General features: G+C 48.7%; 18 protein-coding genes and 1 pseudogene. 6 read left to right on the top strand and 13 right to left on the bottom strand.

The genetic code is table 11. The annotated features are described in order from the left end of the window. Nucleotides 1-101 precede the first annotated feature (101 nt). Nucleotides 102-650, bottom strand: a complete 549-nt coding sequence (locus KI367_RS07125; protein ID WP_212948657.1) for a hypothetical protein — start codon at nt 648-650, stop codon at nt 102-104. 265 nt (nt 651-915) lie between these two features. Further along, entirely contained in the window at nt 916-1116 is a 201-nt protein-coding gene (locus KI367_RS07120) for a hypothetical protein (RefSeq protein WP_212948656.1), read from the bottom strand. 385 nt (nt 1117-1501) lie between these two features. On the opposite strand from KI367_RS07120, the gene KI367_RS07115 reads away from it, so the two are divergent. The 3 genes from KI367_RS07115 to KI367_RS07105 all read left to right on the top strand — a co-directional run bounded on the left by KI367_RS07115 (nt 1502) and on the right by KI367_RS07105 (nt 4161). Then, nucleotides 1502-3286 carry a stalk domain-containing protein gene (locus tag KI367_RS07115; protein ID WP_212948654.1) on the top strand — a complete coding sequence of 595 codons (1785 nt, stop codon included), beginning with the start codon at nt 1502-1504 and terminating at the stop codon, nt 3284-3286. A 96-nt stretch (nt 3287-3382) separates the two neighbouring features. Further along, entirely contained in the window at nt 3383-3808 is a 426-nt protein-coding gene (locus KI367_RS07110; protein WP_212948653.1) for a DUF1801 domain-containing protein, read from the top strand. 209 nt (nt 3809-4017) lie between these two features. Next, nucleotides 4018-4161: a hypothetical protein gene (locus KI367_RS07105; protein ID WP_212948651.1), complete on the top strand. Its 144-nt coding sequence runs from the start codon at nt 4018-4020 to the stop codon at nt 4159-4161. Nucleotides 4162-4422: 261 nt separating this feature from the next. Here the strand turns inward: KI367_RS07105 and KI367_RS07100 are convergent, their stop codons facing one another. The 4 genes from KI367_RS07100 to KI367_RS07085 form a co-directional block, all read right to left on the bottom strand. After that, nucleotides 4423-5178: an amino acid ABC transporter ATP-binding protein gene (locus tag KI367_RS07100; RefSeq protein ID WP_212948649.1), complete on the bottom strand. Its 756-nt coding sequence runs from the start codon at nt 5176-5178 to the stop codon at nt 4423-4425. 24 nt (nt 5179-5202) lie between these two features. Beyond that, nucleotides 5203-5916: an amino acid ABC transporter permease gene (locus KI367_RS07095; RefSeq protein ID WP_212948648.1), complete on the bottom strand. Its 714-nt coding sequence runs from the start codon at nt 5914-5916 to the stop codon at nt 5203-5205. Nucleotides 5917-5929: 13 nt separating this feature from the next. Continuing rightward, on the bottom strand, nt 5930-6637 hold the full coding sequence (locus KI367_RS07090; protein ID WP_212948646.1) for an amino acid ABC transporter permease: 708 nt from the start codon (nt 6635-6637) through the stop codon (nt 5930-5932). 111 nt (nt 6638-6748) lie between these two features. After that, a complete protein-coding gene (locus tag KI367_RS07085) occupies nt 6749-7627 on the bottom strand; it encodes a transporter substrate-binding domain-containing protein (RefSeq protein ID WP_246536742.1) in 879 nt (292 codons plus the stop codon). 230 nt (nt 7628-7857) lie between these two features. On the opposite strand from KI367_RS07085, the gene KI367_RS07080 reads away from it, so the two are divergent. Further along, complete coding sequence (locus KI367_RS07080; RefSeq protein WP_212948645.1) at nt 7858-9030, top strand: acyl-CoA dehydrogenase family protein; 1173 nt, start codon at nt 7858-7860, stop codon at nt 9028-9030. Here the strand turns inward: KI367_RS07080 and KI367_RS27555 are convergent. The 3 genes and pseudogenes from KI367_RS27555 to KI367_RS07075 form a co-directional block, all read right to left on the bottom strand. Beyond that, nucleotides 9007-9183, bottom strand: a complete 177-nt coding sequence (locus KI367_RS27555) for a YxiJ family protein (RefSeq protein ID WP_373316213.1) — start codon at nt 9181-9183, stop codon at nt 9007-9009. The two genes, KI367_RS07080 and KI367_RS27555, sit on opposite strands and share 24 nt — an antisense overlap. A gap of 55 nt (nt 9184-9238) precedes the next feature. Then, a pseudogene (locus KI367_RS27550) lies at nt 9239-9374 on the bottom strand (RHS repeat-associated core domain-containing protein); the annotation flags it as partial. A gap of 215 nt (nt 9375-9589) precedes the next feature. Beyond that, nucleotides 9590-10033, bottom strand: a complete 444-nt coding sequence (locus KI367_RS07075) for a hypothetical protein (RefSeq protein WP_212948643.1) — start codon at nt 10031-10033, stop codon at nt 9590-9592. A 633-nt stretch (nt 10034-10666) separates the two neighbouring features. Between KI367_RS07075 and KI367_RS07070 the strand changes: the two genes are divergently transcribed. Beyond that, a complete protein-coding gene (locus KI367_RS07070; protein WP_212948641.1) occupies nt 10667-11914 on the top strand; it encodes a peptidase in 1248 nt (415 codons plus the stop codon). A gap of 222 nt (nt 11915-12136) precedes the next feature. Here KI367_RS07070 and KI367_RS07065 read toward each other — a convergent pair whose 3' ends face one another. The 4 genes from KI367_RS07065 to KI367_RS07050 form a co-directional block, all read right to left on the bottom strand. Beyond that, nucleotides 12137-12505, bottom strand: a complete 369-nt coding sequence (locus KI367_RS07065) for a VOC family protein (RefSeq protein ID WP_212948640.1) — start codon at nt 12503-12505, stop codon at nt 12137-12139. Nucleotides 12506-12649: 144 nt separating this feature from the next. After that, a complete protein-coding gene (locus KI367_RS07060) occupies nt 12650-14212 on the bottom strand; it encodes an extracellular solute-binding protein (RefSeq protein WP_212948638.1) in 1563 nt (520 codons plus the stop codon). Between the two features lie 51 nt (nt 14213-14263). Further along, nucleotides 14264-15148 (bottom strand): carbohydrate ABC transporter permease, encoded by an 885-nt coding sequence (locus KI367_RS07055; RefSeq protein ID WP_212948636.1) that lies wholly within the window; start codon nt 15146-15148, stop codon nt 14264-14266. After that, nucleotides 15142-16119: an ABC transporter permease gene (locus KI367_RS07050; RefSeq protein WP_212948634.1), complete on the bottom strand. Its 978-nt coding sequence runs from the start codon at nt 16117-16119 to the stop codon at nt 15142-15144. The genes KI367_RS07055 and KI367_RS07050 overlap by 7 nt, the downstream gene beginning before the upstream one ends. Nucleotides 16120-16367: 248 nt before the next feature. Between KI367_RS07050 and KI367_RS07045 the strand changes: the two genes are divergently transcribed. Beyond that, complete coding sequence (locus tag KI367_RS07045) at nt 16368-18659, top strand: helix-turn-helix domain-containing protein (protein WP_212948633.1); 2292 nt, start codon at nt 16368-16370, stop codon at nt 18657-18659. Nucleotides 18660-18812: the final 153 nt, after the last annotated feature.

Raw genomic sequence — 18812 nt, 5'->3', positions numbered from 1 at the left:
GCTGCTTGTCGCAGCTCCTTCTTCGTTAATACAGATAGTCAGTACATCATTAATTTTGTTTTCCATTAGTGTAAATTGGCCACCAGATGTTCGAGAATTGTCTATTTTTTAGGGGCCTTAATTTTAACTTCATTTACATACCATGAATTAGAATCATTACTTTTAGTTTTCAAATCCATCACAACGTATGAGCCATTTGCTTTTTCCCAATATACCAAAGCATGTGACTTATCTGGATTTATAAGCAAGGCTGGCATATAATCGCCTACATCAAGATTATTCTTTCTCTCCTCACTATAAAAAGCGTCTAAAAAAGAAGACCGCTCTTGAGCAGAAAAAGAAGATAACTCATCTTGAAGCTGGGTGACATCTATGAACGTCCAATTTGATAAATCTAGGTCTTTACTGATTTCACTACTTGTGGCAGATGCCTTCCCTTCTTCACTTCGTTGAGTTTCTAGTATTATTTCCCTTCCTTTATTCCATGATTGAGTTAAACGGTCTTGAACTGATTTCGCAATATCTTGGTGTTCCGAGCCTATAGTTGGAAAAAGAGAAGAAAGAACACCACTTGCATAGACACTTGTACCAGTTATCAAAATGAAAATGACAAATGTAAGGAGTATAACTTTTCTATTCAGCTTTATCATTAGTTAACACCTCTTCAAAAATTGAGTTAGTTAGTTTAAATAATAACTTGTTTCTCCAGCATCAGTCCAATCACTACCATTCCAGTAGTAGCCTCCTATTCGCCCAGACCATGTCATTGTATATAAGCCTGATTGACTATGCGTTTTATCCGAAATAAGAGCAGCGGCACTTTTATCAAGGTAGTAATTGTTACTTTCATCCTGCTTCGATCCAAGAAAAGTACCATTTCTATATAGCTCAAAATATGTATAGCTCAAAATATGCTCAAATTGGACCTGGGACGAAATCATAACCAGCAAAAACAACAACTCCGCCTTGTAAGTACCCTCCTGTTTGATTCATACTAGCATCTGCGGTCGCTCCCGAACCTGCTGATACCGATGATACTGAAGTCAACATGGTGCCTAAAATTGTGAGTGATAGGATGCCCAAAAACTTAGTTTTAAATTTTTTTGAGGCCTTCATTAAATACTCCTCCTTTTTTTGGTTTATATAATATAAACAACTAATTAAATATAAAGTTACACATTATTCCCATAAATATATACAAAACCCAACATAGTATAGTCCCGCTATGGTCGATTTCACAACACTGACTGCCGCAACATATCCTTCCTTCGCTGCAATCATCCTCTTTATCCGTCCTTCAGTTGGAATGTAGTCCGTTTTGTTTAATTTTGGATGGACTTTTAAAAGTTTTTAAATATTTATTCAAAATTCAATACGGAAACATCTCCTCTGTTACGTACGTCTATAATCATGAACAATCTCCACATGGTTGCGTCATCGCCGATGATAAATTTTCATATTCCCGTTTTTTTCATTCCAAATCGTAAAAGGAGAACACGTGATGAACAAATCCAAAAGCATCGCCCTGTTGTTGTCTGCCTGGCTCGCATTCGGCAGCGTTTCCGCTTACGCGGCTGAAAGCACCGCCCCGGAGCCTTTAAGCAAGGCGTTCGACCACATCGTGATCATCCCGCAAAACTTTCAAGGAAAAGCCTATATTAACGGGCAAATGGCCGACTACTTCAGCGATTACCGTATCGTTCAGCGCGAAGGACGCGTGTACGTCCCGATCCGCTTAATGAGCACGCTCGCCAGTGAGCTGGACAAGGGCCAAGGAACTTGGCAGGCCATCTGGCAGCCGAAAAGTCCCGACGACGTCATGCTGGTGAACTACGAGTTAAAAAAGACCATCAAGCTGAAAGTGAACAGCACCACGATGAAGATCAACAACGAACCCCGCGAGATGGACGCCGCGCCGCAAAAAATAGACGGCCAGATCATGCTTCCTTTAAAAAGCATTGCCGAAGCGCTCGGGAAAAACATTCAATGGTCCGACGGACTTCTCCTGATGGGCAGCGCTACCGTCGATTTGCAGGATACGCAGTCTGCAGCCCTCAAAGACCGCATCAAAACGCAGCTATCCGATCCGCGGAAGCCCTTGGAAATGTCGGCGGACATCTCGCCGTTAACCCGGTATGGAAATACAACTTACTATATCAAACGAACATATACCAAGAACAATACGATCGAGCAAATTTTCAAAAAAACGGACGGGCAAAAAGAGGTTCAGATCCAGCTGCCCGGGAAACCGCAGATAACATCGCTTCAAGTCCTTAACGGCAAGCTTTATTATGCGACATACATCACAAATAACCAGGCCGAACTGCATGCACTGGACTTAAAAACCCAGAAATCGCAAAAAGTTAGTTCGCTGAAGCCGATGGGACCGGATCAAGGGCTTTTTCTGGGTAGCGTCGAATCGATCGATAACGATTTGTTTGTCACATTGAATAACGGGGAACTCACTTTGGGCCGGGTGGACTTGTACAAAGTCGAAAAAGGCGCGTTAAAACCGGTAGCCGGTGCCAAAAGTTTTGCCGGATACGTGAAGTCCGGGGATTATCTGTACAAAGCCAACTTTAATTTCATGACCGACATGTCAGGCAATTTGGCTCGCGTCAACCTGAAAACGGGGGAACAAAAGCCGGTCGGCCAGCCGGAGTTTGCTTACGGGGTTAACCGGATGCTTAGCCCGGATGGCGGAATAGGTTATGCATCGAACAACACCATGTACGTGAAAGACGGCTACCTGTATACGTTAGGTTATAAAGAAGCCGATCCGAACGACCAAAGCGCGGTGTACAAAATCAACCCGACAGACTCGACCCAAACGAAACTGACGCCTCCGGCCAGCCGCTTTTGGATGATCGGCAGCGAAGTTTATTATATCGACGCCGAATCGGGTTACCTGAGCAAAACCAACCTGAACGGAGCAACCCCCGAAACCGTTGTGACTAGAAAAATGCTGAACGTTCAATTTGCTAACGGAAGCTTTTATTACACCTCAAATGAGGCAGGCAAGGATACCATCCCGGGGAACTTGTATCAATACGACCCGTCGGCGGGAAAAGAATTCAAACGAAGCGATAAAACGGTCACATCATTTTACGCGGGCAAAACAGGCCTGTATTATGTATCGAACGGGTATGAACCCGGATTGTACAAGGTCGATGCCAAAGGCGGCAACGTCCGATTGGTGAACGACCGCATTCGCGACGGCTTCCTGACGGATGAGGGCATGATCTATAAGCTGGTCTACAAAGATGGAATTTACTTCGTAAAATAACGGATAACCCCGGAACAGCGACGACGTGAAATCCCGTCCGAAATAAGGTATGATGATTGGCAAACAAGCGAATGCCCCGCAAAGGAGTGCCGGTTCATGTATGAGCTGAAAACGAAGGAAACCGAAAACAGCGTCATCGAATTCATCGAGCAAATCGACCACCCCGGCAAACGCGAAGATGCGTATAAGCTGCTGGATATTTTTACGGAAACGACGGGTGATCCGGCCAAAATGTGGGGACCCAGCATCATCGGCTTTGGTTCGTACCATTACAAATACGCTTCGGGCCATGAGGGCGATGCGCCGCTCGTCTCGTTTTCCCCGCGCAAAGCGAAAATCAGCCTGTATTTCGCCCCGGGAGACGACCAGCGCGAGGCGCTGCTCAAGGATTTTGGAAAACATACGTCAGGCAAAGGCTGCGTCTACATCAACAAGGTGGCGGACATCGACGTAGAGATTCTGAAGGAGCTGATTCGCCAGTCGGTGAAGTTTTTGCGGGAGACGTATCCTGGTGGAGAGTGAATGAGAAGTTTGTATGGATGAAAAAAGGGCGCTGGCGGCGTCCTTTTTTTCTTTTGAAATTTTTTTATTAATAACGGTGATCCCCCCTTCTCTAATAGTCATTTGTCGTGTTGATTTCTGTAGCCATATCGGAAAATACTCACTAAAATAGTTCTGTACATATTGATCACGAAAGGAACAGTAACCCATGGAGGAAGTTATACGTAGCTTTGGCAGCATTATGTTTGTTTTTAAGTGCATGCGGTTCACCATTTGATAAGGCTATGAGCGAGGGTAAAGCTGCATTAAAAGAAGAACGTTACAAGGATGCCGAGAAGCTTTTTAATGACGTTCTTATGGACAACAAAAATTAATAGCTTTAATAAAAACTCTGAAAAACGATACAGCTAAACAAATAAGCAAAGAAGAAGCCGCAAAAGAATTGGATGATCTTAAAATATACACCAATAAACGAGTTAGGCTCACTCTTTTGTTGTCTTATCCAAGAGCTTGATTCAGCTTCCCTCCATGCAATCCAACCCAGCGGCAAACCATTAAGAACCGTTACAGACGAGTCACAGGGTACTTTTTCCTGATCAATGGAAGCTGCCAACCTATCCGAATCCGTAACTCACCTAAATGTCATAAGAGTAATCCGCCGGCAAAACTCTCCTCAAGAACTGTTGGGTGCGCTCTTCTTTCGGGTTTGTAAATATGTCCTTCGGCGTACCTTGCTCCACGATGCTTCCGCCATCCATAAAAATAACCGTGTTAGCCACATCCCTGGCAAAGGACATTTCGTGAGTAACCACCAGCATGGTTGTCCCTTCCTTCGCAATGTTTCTCATGACGGTCAACACTTCCCCGACTAATTCCGGATCAAGCGCAGAAGTAGGCTCATCAAATAAAATGATGTCAGGATTTAATGCAAGAGCCCTCGCAATGCCAACCCTTTGCTGCTGTCCTCCTGATAATTGGCTGGGATACGCGTGGTATTTGTCCGAAAGCCCCACTTTATCCAGCATGGTTCTGCCGATTTTCTCCGCTTCCTGTTTAGGTACCTTTCTTCCGATGATAAGCCCTTCGGTCACATTTTCTAACGCTGTTTTATTGTTGAACAAATTATAATTTTGGAATACAAAAGCGATCTTTTGCCGAATAGCGTGAACTTGTTTTTTTGTTGCTGTTCGAAGGTTTACTTCGACATTGCCAAACACCGCATGCCCTTGGTCGGATCTTTCCAAAAAATTAATGCATCGGAGTAAGGTGGTTTTACCCGAACCGCTGGGGCCAAGGATGACGACCACGTCACCCTTATCTATTTTTAAGCTGACTCCCTTTAAAATCTCCTGCTTGCCAAATGATTTATAGACATCCCGAATCTCTAACACGCGTATGGCCCCCTTTGCTCATTCTTAGGCATTGACCGTCTTGTAGGTTCTCAAATATTTCTCATACCGCTTGAATCCGTATTCCACCAGGCTGCAAATGATCAAATAGATAAGAAAAATATCGATATAAGCCTCTACGTAATTGTAGCCGACGTTGGCCGCCACTTTGGCTTTTAAAGTGATTTCTTGCAAGGACATCGCATAGCCCAAAGAGGTAGCTTTAATTAAGTTGGTTGTTGCCGTACAAATATTGGGTAATGCCACGACTAACGCTTGCGGAATGATAATCCTTCTAAAAGCCTGGACGGTAGTTAATCCGACAGACAAAGCGGCCTCCAGCTGCCCTTTGTTGACCGTGTTGATGGCCGAACGGAATACCTCGATCAGCGTCGCTGTCGTGTACAAGGAAAATACGATGAATGCGTACCAGATCGGATTCACCTTGTAAACGTCAGCTTGAATATGAAATTTCGCAAATAGAGAAGTTAGCAATATGGGCACGCTGCTGTAGATAATAAAAATTTGCACGATGATAGGTGTTCCTCTTACAAAAGAGACATAGATCTGAGCGAGCCGGTGTAAAACCGGGATTTTGTTTATTCTCGTTAACGCTCCCAGAAAGCCTAGCGGAGCCGCAATCAGCAGCGCAACCACCGTAATGGCCAAAGCAGTAGGAGCACCGGACAATGCTATAAAAAAGGTTTTCACCAAAAATCCCCAATCGAGCCCCCCCGACATGTTTCCCACCTCCTCATACGGTTTTTAGAGCTTGTTTTCCTTTGCCGAATATTCGCTCCAGCTTCGAGAAGAGCTGCTCAATAGCAATGGAAACCACCCAGTAAATCAGGGACAAGGCCAGATAAATTTCTAATGCGTGAGCGTTATAATTGCTGGAAATAATTAAACTTGCCTTCCCGATGACATCGATCAAACCGATCGTATACGCCAAGGCGCCTTCCTTAATCAGCGCTAGCAAGCTGTTGCCGAAATTGGGCAGCGCCACTACAAAAGCCTGGGGAAAAACGATTCTCCTATAAGCCTGCGCGCTGCTCAATCCTACACTTACGGCCGCTTCATACTGCCCTTTATCTACAGATTCGTAGGCGGTTCTGATGACCTCGGACATCGCTGCCGCGAATTGAAGCGAGAACGTAATAACCACAAATACAGATTTATCAATGCTGTTCAAGTCGATGCCAAACTGATTGAATAGGTATGGTATTCCGTAATACGTCAGAAATAGAAGCACAATGGACGGCGTACATCTGATCATAGTGGTGTACCCATGAGCCATTTTATTAGCCCAGCGGTTCTTCCCTATTTTTGCCGCCGCTAGAAGGAACCCAAATAGGGTGCCGAACAGCACAGAGAAACCGGTAACCATGAAGGTTACTTTTAAAAAAGGAATTAACACGGGAATGGAGTCAAAGATATATTTTGCATCGAAATACTGGTTCATGGTTCACCTTCATTCTGGCTTAGGAATAGGTAAAAGCGTTAATCGAAAAAACTTGCCACTCGAGTGACAAGCTTTTATTTGACTTTGGAAAACCGGTTAGGCAATAGACTGTTACCTTTTAACAGAATTTAATACCTCGAATAAATCCCGTCCATAAAATTTGACGCTCAATTCATTGAGCTTCTTGTCATTTTTCAGCTTTTGAACAGCCTCATCGTAAGCATCTGCGAATTCCTGTTCCTTCTTATTGAACAACGGCCAGGTTTTGATTACGGCGAACTCGTTGTAGACGATCTGATCCTTGAGTTTATAATAGGGGCCGTCCGGCTCAGTGACTTGCTTATGAAAAGGACCTTCAATCATGACTCCCCCGTCCACGCGTCCTTCATTTACCCATTGAACTACATCCACGGTGAACGAATCGCCGGCTTGCAATTTTACTTTGTTATTAGGATTCGCCTTGTTGTATTCGTCAATAATGGTATATTGCGCGTTATTGGCGGCAATTGGCGCTAAGGTAAGCCCGGCTGAAGCAAAATCCGACAGGTTTTTGATGTTTTCATTCTTTTTCTTCAACACAAGTCCGGTGCTGCTTAAGCCCAGGAATTCTTTGGGGAAAATAAATTTTTTGGTTCGCTCCTCTGTCCAAAAAGCATTTTTAATTCCCACTTGATACTTGCCTTGCTCAACGCCTAACAATAAGTCGTCGCTGGATGTTCCAACGAATTCGAATTTGTATTGAGGGAGTAATTGGCTTACTAACTTCATAGCTTCCACATCATATCCCGTTGGATTGCCCTTGTCGTCCGTATAACTTATAGGCTTGGAAGCTTGATCATACGCTATTTTGACAACTCTGGGTTTGGAATCCTTACCATCCGATGAATCCTTCGACGCCTCTGTGGAAGCCGTTGTGCTTGAACCGCATCCGGCCAGGAAAGTGACCAGCGCCAAACTAGTGATAACCATGGATAACCATTTTTTTCTCATAACACAAACCTCCTTTGATCTGATCGTGAACCCTTTTTGGATGAACCAAATATTAACACAAGTAAACCAATCAGTAAAGTATGATTTAAAATTGACCGGGGGAAATTTCTTTTCTTGACAAATAACAGGCATTGGAAATACCATGATATTAAATAAATCCAATCGGAATTATATGATATCTTGAAAAGTTAGGCAAGAGGTTACTTTTATCGCATGGAGGGGGAATCCGGATGAATTTATTTATACGGCGCGATATTCAACAGGAATGGCTGAACAAGCTTTACGAAAAGGAGGCTGATTTCAAAAATAGAGGCGCGCGGATCGATGAGGAAGGGCTCTTCCCTACAGAAAATATAGCCGATTTAATTGAACTGGGCTACACCCGGTCGACGCTTCCAAAGGCCTATGGCGGGGGAGGACTAAACGTATATGATATGGTGCTGCTTCAGGAAACGGTCGCGAGCTTCGATGCCTCTACCGCCCTAGCCATTGGCTGGCACTTGTCCGTGATCGGGGAGTTGTTCGAGAAAAAATTATGGTCGGATCGCCACCTGAATTTTATAGCTGAAGAAATTGCCAAGGGGGCCTTAATCAATCGAGCTGCCTCTGAAGCCCGGACAGGAAGCCCGACGAGAGGAGGCCGTCCCGAGACCAAGGCCATAAAAAAAGGAAGCCATTGGGTGATCTCGGGACGTAAGGTGTTTACATCGCTTGCTCCTATGTTAACTTATTTTCTGGTTTCGGCATGGATAGAGGAAACAGAGACGATCGGGTACTTCCTGGTACATAAGGATTTAGAGGGACTTAGCATCGATGAAACTTGGGATACCATTTCGTTGCGGGGAACTGGCAGCCATGATCTTGTCCTTGAGCAAGTCACCGTTCATGAGGATCTGCTTGTGGAGCCTGATATTCTTGGCAAAGGAAAAGAAGTGAACGGTTGGCTGCTCCACATTCCGGCTTGTTATCTGGGCGTCGCTCAGGCTGCGAGAGATTATGCGGTCGGGTTTGCCAATCAATATTCGCCTAATAGCATAAGCGGGCCGATCAGTCAGCTGTCCAACATTCAACAGCTTATAGGCGAAATGGATCTTGAGCTGATGAAAGTAAGGCATTTTTTATATAGCGCTGCCGAAGCCTACGATGATTTATCGCGAAGACCGTTCCTCACGAACGAGCTCGGCGCGGCCAAACATGCAGTCACCAATTCGGCGATTGCCGTTGTGGACAAAGCGATGAGAATCCTGGGAATCAAAAGCATCCACCGCAACAATCCATTGCAGCGATACTATCGGGACGTAAGAGCCGGCTTGCATAATCCGCCTATGGATGACGCTACTATACAAAAGATCGCTTTATCGGCCATCGAGCAGGATAAGTTAAAAGCAGCGGCGCGAGTATGAAGCCTGGTTTCTGCCTTTACGTCTCGTCGTTCCAACAATGACAGTACAATAATCATTAAAGTCAGCGTTCAAACTTTCATCTTCAAGTAATAAAAAATCCCATTCAAAATCAACCTTTATTTGGCTTGCTTCCTCATAAGGGAAGGGATTCACCCATTATGAACTTATGCATGTCAGATATTTTTGCCGCTTCCATCACAGTTGGAATATGCCCACTTGGGTCGATATAAATCAATGGGTTATTAGTATACATACGTATATCGGTTCAAACTTAAAGGCTCATGAATCTGTCCTTCATACGTATCCTCGCTAATAAACCGTCCAATTTCCGGTTGGTAAAAGCGGCGGCATTATCTAAAAAAACAGGTCAATCATGGTGGTAACTGACCATAATCAACCTGTTTAATATAACGGAATAGGGTTATTTAGGATATAAAAATTCAAGCTTTTCGTACGTACAACCGAAATGACGAAATCTTTATACGGGTATCACATGGGTTATATGTGTTATTGGGTGAATGATGGGTTCATTCGGCACTGGGCAGCCCCCCAATGAATGTCAAGATTCCCTTACCCTTATCACCACAATATTCCCTGAGTTACCAAAACAAGATGCATGATACAGCCCATCATAAATGTTCTCTACTCGGAAATCACCTACAAAGATATTATCAGTTGCCTTTTCATCATAGGCATACCGGACAAGTATTATTGTAAGTTGTTCAATGAGTTTTCTTTCTAAAAGTTCCTGAATATTTTGACCTCCGCCGTCACCCGGAACCGGCTCCCAGCCGTTGTTCGGGTCATAGGCAGGCAGGTAAGTCATGCTCAACCGTTCTCCGCCTGCTCCGTATACGTAAGATTGTTTCCACTTGCTGTCGTCCGTTTCAGCGGCCTGCAGCGGCTCCGGAAGCTCCAAGCTGACGTCATTGGTAAAGTTCAGCTCCCAGTGCCTTTTCTTGTACTGCTTCTCCCAGCCGTCTCGTGGGCCGCCTGGATGCATATCCGGGTATTCTTCGTCGTATTGGCCGCATTTTTTGGCTAGTCCCGGCGGAATGAAGCCCGGCGGTACTACATGGCAGTTGCCCTTGCCATTTCCGTTTCCGTTATTGCCGTTACCATTACCGTTTCCATTATTGCCGTTACCACTCCCGTTTTCCTCTGCACCGGGTCACCGACACTATCGATGCGCTTGTACGGGTTTGCCTTTGTTCAAGCACCTGGTTTAGCGCCTTCTGCGTAGTTCTTTGAATCTATTTTTAACCAGAATTATATAAATGTTACAAAAAATTACAATATGTAATGAAATATATGATTCTTAGCGACTTAATTTTCGCCATTCTACATTGCGCAATTGCGCAAACAAAAATATATGCAAATTCATTTTATTTCTTCTAACAGGAAGGAAACCAACCGTAATTCACCACGCAAGCCATCTTGAACTAAAAAGGGCCAGGTGCCGTTTTTTTTTGAAAACAACCGTTTGTGCAACATTTTGCGTTAACGTCCCGTCTGGAACGGTGAAAGGCATGCATCATTTTCCAAATGAAGGGTTTGGCAAAAGTATTTCGGAAATGAGCAGCCGACTGGTAACCCAAACGTTCGTACAAGCTCACGCCTATAGGAGGAATGACAGATGAATAAAATGTACAAAGTGCTCGCGACCGCATCCATTTTGGCTCTGGCAGCCATGCCCGTGGCGGCAAATGCGCAGCAGCTCCCAGCCCAAGCGGTACAAAAAGGAAACGCCAACAAGCAAACCGACGTCAAAAACGTTCCGGCAACTTGGGGACAAATTACGAATTTCGTGCACGACAAATCGGATAAATTCATTACTGTGACCGGACGCGGACTTGCGCCGACCGATCAGGACGAAATCGTCCTGGCCATTACGCCCAAAACGAAATTCATCGACGCCAAAGGAAAAACCGTTCCTCTGCAAAAAATCATCGACGGGCACAAAACCGTCAAAGCTTTCTACAGCCCGAACATCACAAAAAGCATTCCAGCCCGCGGAACCGCGCTGACGCTGGTCGTTCAGGACCAAAGCTTCTCGGCTATCGACGGTAAGGTAACCGAGGTTAGAGACGGCCGCATTTTGGTAAAAGGCACCGATGTTTACGACAAACACGACGAGGAAATTTGGCTGCATTTCGCGGATAAAGCGACGATCATCGATCAAAACCGCAAAACGATTGCCGCCGGAGACATCAAAGAAGGCATGAGCGTGAGGGCATTTTACGGTCCGGCCGTCGCGATGAGCCTTCCGCCGCAATCCGGAACGAATTACGTGATCGTGAACACGAACATGGAAGACGTCAATCCCGGGGAGGTTAACGAGCTGACGGCAGGAACCGCAGGCGTCATTACCGACCAAAAAGACGGCCAAATCACGGTCATCGGCCAACCGCTGGAAAAAGGCGGCGTCAACTATGTCGTGTTGTCCATCGACGACAAAACGCAAATCGTCGATGAAGACGGCAACAAACTGACCAAGGATGCGCTCAAAACGAGCGGCCATGTGGAAGCGACCTACGGCGCCGTCATGACGCTGATGTATCCCGCCCACACCCATGCGGACAAAATCGTGGTGAAAAAAGCGGAGTCCGTCAAAATTGAAGGCACGGTCATGCCGTCCGACCGCACATCCAAAGATCAAGTGTACGTGAACGTCGGTTCCGACGATTCCACGGCAAACGACGTCATCCTGAACATTTCGAAGGAAACAACGATCATCCCTGCACTGGGCGGCGACACGGCGCTCCGCGCCGGAACGAAAATCGTCGCGTTCCATTCGCCGGTCATGACCAAATCGCTGCCGGGCATCACAAGCGCCGAGGTCGTGATCGTGACGTCGGACAAAGATGCGGTGCAGCCTAAATAAGCAGCATCATCAACGTACGAAAACCCGGCCGATTCATCAAAAGAATCGGCCGGGTTTTTTGGCGTGCAGCGGACTTGAGGGAACAGACCGTATGCGGACATAACCAGCGGTCGTTCGTCCATAGCTCCCGATTCCGCTGCAACAAAAAGACAGCCGATCATCATGACGGCCGCCTTCCCGAATTGTGCTTCACTATGAAATTCGCCGGTTGGATTCCCTGAACTATATCTTCGTAATCATCCACGTCACGCCGAACCGGTCAATGACCTCTCCATAATAAGCACCCCAAGGCTGAAGGGCAAAAGGATACTTGCTTTCCCCGCCTTCGCCCAGCTTGGCATAGGCAGCTCTGGCTTCGGTCTCATCGTTATAGGTTAAAGAAAGACTGACGCTGCGGTTATACATAACCGGTTCAAACGCATCGGACAGCATGAGCGAATTCGTTCCCGCCACGGTCAACGCCAAGTGCATTACTTTATCCTTCATCGCCTCAGGGGCTCCGGACGCATCCCCGTATGTGTTCATAAACTGAATTTCCCCGCCGAGAGATTCGATGTAAAAATTCGCCTGGCTTTTTGCATCCTTCGACATCAGATAAGCGTTTCATCACTACGACGAATGACATATCGGCGAAATCGACACACCCGCAAAAATATTCAAAAAAAGTTTTTCATAAAAAAAGACACCCGGCTTTCGGCCAGGTGTTGCATGGAATCGGCGCGAATTCGCGCCTTCCTATTTATTTTCCAGCTTCGTCTCCTCTACTCTTTTCAGCGCCGCATCGTACGTGTCGATCAGCTTTTGCACGCCGAGCCCGTTGATTTCTTTTACGTATTGGTCCCATTCGTTTAAGCTTCTTGTGCCGAGGACGAATTTCGAGAAGTTTTCTTCCCTGTATTTTTTCACGGCCTGCCCCGTCACCGAAAGCACCTCGTTTTCCTCGTCCGTAAACGCCGGTTTCGGCTGCATCGCAGGCGGATCGTATTTGACGGCTTCCTCGTAAGCCTTTTTCAAATCCGGCGAAAACAGCGACAGATGCGCGTTAAAATCGATCCAGGTGTACGTGCCGCTCGTTTGCAGTCCGGTCTGCTTCCGCATTTCCGTCACGTCGGTGAACTCAGGTTTGAATTTTTTCTGTCCGTTTTCCTCTGTATACGTTTCGCCTTCCTTGCCCCAGCTGCTTAACGTCCGTCCTTCTTCGCTGTAGAAAAAGTCCATGTATTTCATGATGTCGTCTTTATGCTTGGAGGTCGACGCAACCGTCAAACCGCCCTCCAGGTAGTGGAAATAAGGATTCTGCGGTTTCATGCCCGGCAGCCCGGCCGGCGGCGCCATAAATTGCAGGCTGTATTCCGGATTGTCCTTGCGCATGGCGTTGTTGAAAAAGTCGACGCGGCTGATATAGTCGATCGTAATGAACGACTGGCCGGTGGACATGACGTCCTGCCACTGCTTCGTCTGGATCGAGAGGAAATCCGGCGGAATCAGTCCCTCCTTGTAGAAGGTGTGCCACATGCCAACCATCGCCTTGTAGTTGTCCTCCGTCGGGCCGAACTTCCATTTTTTCTCGTCAAAGTTGTAATAGACGTCCGTGCCGCTGCCGAAGTTGGTCGTCAAATTCGCCATCATTTCATCCGGGATTTGGCCGAAGCGCATGGAAAGCGGATAGCTTTCCGGATAAAGCTCCTTCAGTTTTTTGAGGACTTGATGCAGCTCTTCGTACGTTTTGGGAACGGCAAGGTTATGCTTTTTGAAAACATCCTCGCGGTAGAGCCAGATCATCCGGTTCGTTTCCCCGAAGCCCTGGTTCGGGAACATATACATTTTGCCGTCGGCGGACAGCGCCGCTTTCGCTTCTTCCGGATATTGCTCCATCCATTTTTTCAGGTTCGGCATTTGGTCGACATGGTCCAAAATGTTTTCCAAAGCCCCCTGATCGCCGTATTTGTTGGAGTCGCGGCGGCTCGACATATACATCAGGTCCGGCAGGTTGCCCGAGGCCATGACCAGGTTGAGCGTATCGCTCAGCTTGCCGGACGGCGTTTCGACGTTTAACGTCACGCCCGTTTGGTCTTTGATCCATTTCCAAATCGGCCAATCCTTGCTGTACGGAAACGTCGCGTTGTTATCCAGAAGCGCCGTGAGCGTGACCTCGTTTTTCGGCGTCGCCGCAGGAGCGTTCCCGCCTTTAGGCTCCGCGGCCGGAGTTTCCTTTCCCGTGCCCGAAGTGCAGCCGGCCGCCGCAAGCATCAATACGAGCAGCGCCGCCAAAATCGCATACGACCGTTTTTTGCCCATGTACATCCCCCTTGAATTCTTTTTTCGTTCCGAAAGCAAAAGCCATGGATGTCAGCCTTTGACCGCGCCGATCATGGAACCCTTTACGAAATATTTTTGCACGAAAGGATACAGGATCAAAATCGGCAGCGTCGAGACCATGATCGTGGCGTATTTGAGCGAATCCTCGACCACCAGGTTATCCCCGCCGATCTGCGTGACCTGCCCGGAGCTGACGCTGCCGGCAAGGACGAGATTGCGCAGCAGCACCTGCAGCGGGAACAGCTCCTGACTCCGCAAATAGAGGAGCGGATACAGAAAGTTATTCCAGATGCCGACGGCGTAAAACAGCGAGATGGTGGCAAACACCGGTTTGGACAACGGCACGATGATCCGGAAAAAAATCCCGATATCGTTCAGGCCGTCCATCCGCCCCGATTCCTCCAGCTCTTTCGGAATGCCGCTGAAAAACGTCCGCATCAGGATCAAATTCCAGGTGCTGACCGCGCCGGGCAACACCATGCCCCAGATGGTATCCACCAGCCCCAGCGAACGCACGACCAGAAACGTCGGAATCATGCCGCCGCCGAAAAACATCGTAAACACGATTAAAACCGTAAAACCTTTATGGAACGTCATGTCCTTGCGCGACAGGGCGTACGCCCCCATCGAAGTCACCAGCATGGCTATCGCCGTGCCGAGCACCGTATAGAGAATCGTATTCCGGTACGACGTCCAAATTTTCGGATCGCCAAGGACAAGCTCATACATCCGAAAATTCCAGCCTTTCGGCCAGAGCGTGACTTCGCCTTTCATCACGTATACGTCTTCGCTCAGCGATACCGCGAGCATATACACGAAAGGATACAGCATCACGGCGGCAACCAGCAGCATGATAAGCGTATTGACGACCGTGAAGACGCTGATGCGGCGCCGGCCGCGCCCCAAAGTTACCATAGGCTCGTTCCTCCCAACCGCCGGCTGATGTAATTGGCCGAAAAGATAAAAATAAAGCTGATGACGCCCATAAACAGGTCAATCGCCGAGGCGTAGCTGAAATTGCCCTGCTCCATGCCGACCCGGTACACATAGGTGCTGATAATGTCGGCCGTGCTGTAGACGGCGGGATTGTACATCAGGAACACTTTTTCGAACCCGATTTCCAGCACCTTGCCGATATCCAGGATCAAAATGATCATGATGGTCGGCGCGATCCCCGGCAGGGTTACATGCCACAGCTTTCTCCACCTGCCCGCGCCGTCGATGCCGGCCGCCTCGTACAGCTGCGGGTCCACCGCCGTCAGCGCCGCCAGGAAAATGATCGTCTCCCAGCCGATATGCTGCCAAATCTCCGACAGGACGTAAATCGGCCGGAACAGCCCCGGCTCCATCATGAAATTGATCGGCGTCCCGCCCAGCGCGGTAATGGCATGATTGACGATGCCTCCCGTCGGCGACAGGAACATGATGACCATGCTGGCCACGATGACGTTGGAAATAAAATGCGGCAAATAGCTGAACGTCTGCACCCATCGTTTGAAGATGGCGTTTCGGACCTCGTTCATCAGCAGCGCGAGAATGATCGGCGCCGGAAACCCGAAGATCAGCTTGTAAAGCCCCAGCAAAAACGTGTTTTTCATCAACACCCAAAAGTCCGGGTTGCTGAAAAACATCCGGTAATACTTTAAGCCAACCCAATCGCTCGCCCAGATGCCTTTAAAGACGTTGTAGTTTTTGAACGTGATGACCAGTCCGAACATCGGCGCGTATTTGAACACCGCATAATAGATCAGGCAGGGCAAAAACAGCAGCCATAAATATTTGCTCCGCCGGAATGCCCGCGCGATTCGCCCCCTTTCCGGGCGGGCGCGGGAGCGTCCTTTTAATACTGTACCGGCTTTCGGCAAATTCGTTTCCGCCGTTTTCATGTCCCTTCCGCACCCCCTTTTCGCCAATTCGTTTTTCTTTTTTGCCTTTCCTGTACCGACAGCATAACGGATGCCCCTGCGGAAAATAAATCGGCAAGTTTGCGGCCCCATCCCCTTTTTTTCGGGTGAGTGGAAAGGTTGTAGAGAATCCTGAAAAGGTGAATATTGTGTGAACGCGAAAATAAACCTTATGATAAAGTCACTGTAGGCCGATATTTTCGTTCACCCTTCGGGAGGCGGGCCTATACTTGCATGGAGGTGTCGACCTGATGTCGTTTGTGCTGATGAAGAGAAGGTTTGGCTTTTCCACCTTGTTCACCAAGCTGCTGTCCGGTTTCCTCGCGGTCATTTTGCTGCTCACCGCCTTCAATCTTGTTTCCTTTTTTTATTTGAAAGGGCAAATCCACCGGGAGATCGTGAAATATAACGAGCTGGCCATGAACCATGCGGCCTCGGGCTACGAAAACCAATTCCGGCTGACCCGGGAGATGGTGCTGGGCTTGAGCCAAAACCCGGAATGGATGACGTACGTAAACCAGCTGCGCCAGGTCAAGCGCAATCAGGCATACGGCTACGTCAACGACGTGATCGGGGAAATGAAGCGGCTGTATGGAAACCCTTTTTTGGGGATGGACAATTTGATCATCTATTTTCAAAAGGACGCCTATGTCGTCGAAAAGGACGGGACGAGCAGCGCAAAGGCGATGTTCGGCACGTATTATGCAAGCCCGTCGTACCCGCCGGCTTTTTGGGATGAGCAGTTCGGAAAGCGTTACGCGTTCCGGGTATTTCCCGCGGCGGCGTTTACGGAAAACACGGCCGGATCGGTTCGCTCCAAGGGCATGCTGATGCCCGTCGTCATCAAAATGATGCCGTACAAGGATATGTATCTGGTGGCCATGCTGGATGCGGAACGGCTCGCCCGGAACCTGCAATCCGCCATGAGCGGCAGCTTTTATATTTTGGATTCGGATGGGCGCCCGCTGTATGCGCCTGAATCCGGATCCGACGCGGGTCTGCTGCCTGCCCTTCATACGTTTGACGAACGGCATTCGTTCGTGCAGACGAAAGACGCGTATTATTTTTACCGGAAAGGAACCGACACGGGGTTCATGTATGTCAGCCGCGTGCCCGTCCAAAGCATCTCCTCCCAGCTTCTGAATTTGAATCTCGTGCTGCTTTCGCTCCTCGGCATCGTCGGCCTGCTGATCGTGTTGACGTATGCGTTCAGCCGCAGGGTGCATCGCCCGATCCGCATCATGGCCGATACGCTGCGCGCCGACGAGCCCGAACCGGTGCAGGGACCGGTCAAGGAAATCGAGCTGATCAGCCGGAGAGTACAGCATTTGCGCTCCACCCATCAGCGGATCTCCAGCGATTTGGCCCGAAAAAACTCGCTGCTCCGCCATTACGCCTATACCAACCGCCTGAAAAACATCCATATGAACCTGAGCGAGCTGAAGGAGCTGGCGGATGTCAGCATGCCGTACGTCATGGTCGCGTACCAGATCATTTTCAAGGAGGCCAGCGCCGAATATCCTTTGGTGCAGGAAAAAGGGGCCTATTACATGCGGGAATACGTCGACCAGATTTGGCGGCAGGTGTATCCGGACTCCGTCACGCTCCAAACCGAACCCTGCCAGATCTTGTCCATCGTTTTCCTTCCCGATGAAAACGCGGAAACGTCGGCGCAGCTTCGGCATCTGCAGCAGGTGTTCGACCGGGACCGAAGCTCCTACCTCGTCACGATGGCGGAAAGCCCGGTACAGCCGGCAGGGGCCTCTTTCACGGCGGCGCTGGCCTGCGTGAACGGCATGCTGAAACAGCGGAAGCTTCGGGATGAAACCCAGTGGATCCGCCCGGACGGCGCCGGGCCCGGCAAAGACGCCCGCTGCTTCAAAGCGACATGGGAGCAGGAGTTCCACAACCGGGTGCTCAGCGGAAGCGACGACAGTATGCGGGAGTGGATCGCGAAAAGCTTGAGCGTGCTGGAAAAAAAGCAGGCGGCGGCCATCGAATACCGGCGGTTCGCCAAAGACGTGGCCGGCGAGCTCGACAAGCTGCTGCGCAGCCAGAACCTGCATGCGGAATTTGAGGCGGCGGCTGTGCCAATGCTGGAATCGACGCGGCATTTCTACAGCCCGGGGCAATATGAAGCCTGGTTCGGCAGCCTGCTCGGCCCGGCGCTGGAACTGATCCGGCGCAAAACGGAAAACCACGACCCGATCACGTCCTTCGTCATGACCTATATCAATGAGCATCTGGACGAGGACATCAACCTGGATATGATGGCCGATAAGCTGAATATCACCTCGGGGTACCTGTCCACCTATTTCAAGGAAAAAACCGGGCTCAATTTCAGCGATTATTTGAACGATCTGCGCATCCGCGCGGCCAAGGACATGCTGCAAAACCTCGATTTGCGCATCCAGGACGTCGCCGCCCGGGTCGGCTACCACAACGTCAATTCGTTTATCCGCATGTTCAAACGGCATGCCGGCATGACGCCGGGCGAATTCCGGAAGAAATACGCTTCCTGACGGGGAGGTTTGTCCGTCCCCGTTCAACAAAACGGTGAATGAAGTTATACCCGCGCCCAAGAAGACAGGCGGCAATTGGCGCGGCTGCTTCTTAGGCTAAAACGCACCGCCGCGAAGCCCAAAAGAAACGGCGGCCAAGAACGATTTTCTTGG

The organism is Paenibacillus cookii (assembly GCF_018333375.1).
GTDB classification, from domain to species: Bacteria; Bacillota; Bacilli; order Paenibacillales; family Paenibacillaceae; genus Paenibacillus_AQ; species Paenibacillus_AQ cookii.
This window is presented reverse-complemented; position numbering and strand designations above follow the sequence as displayed.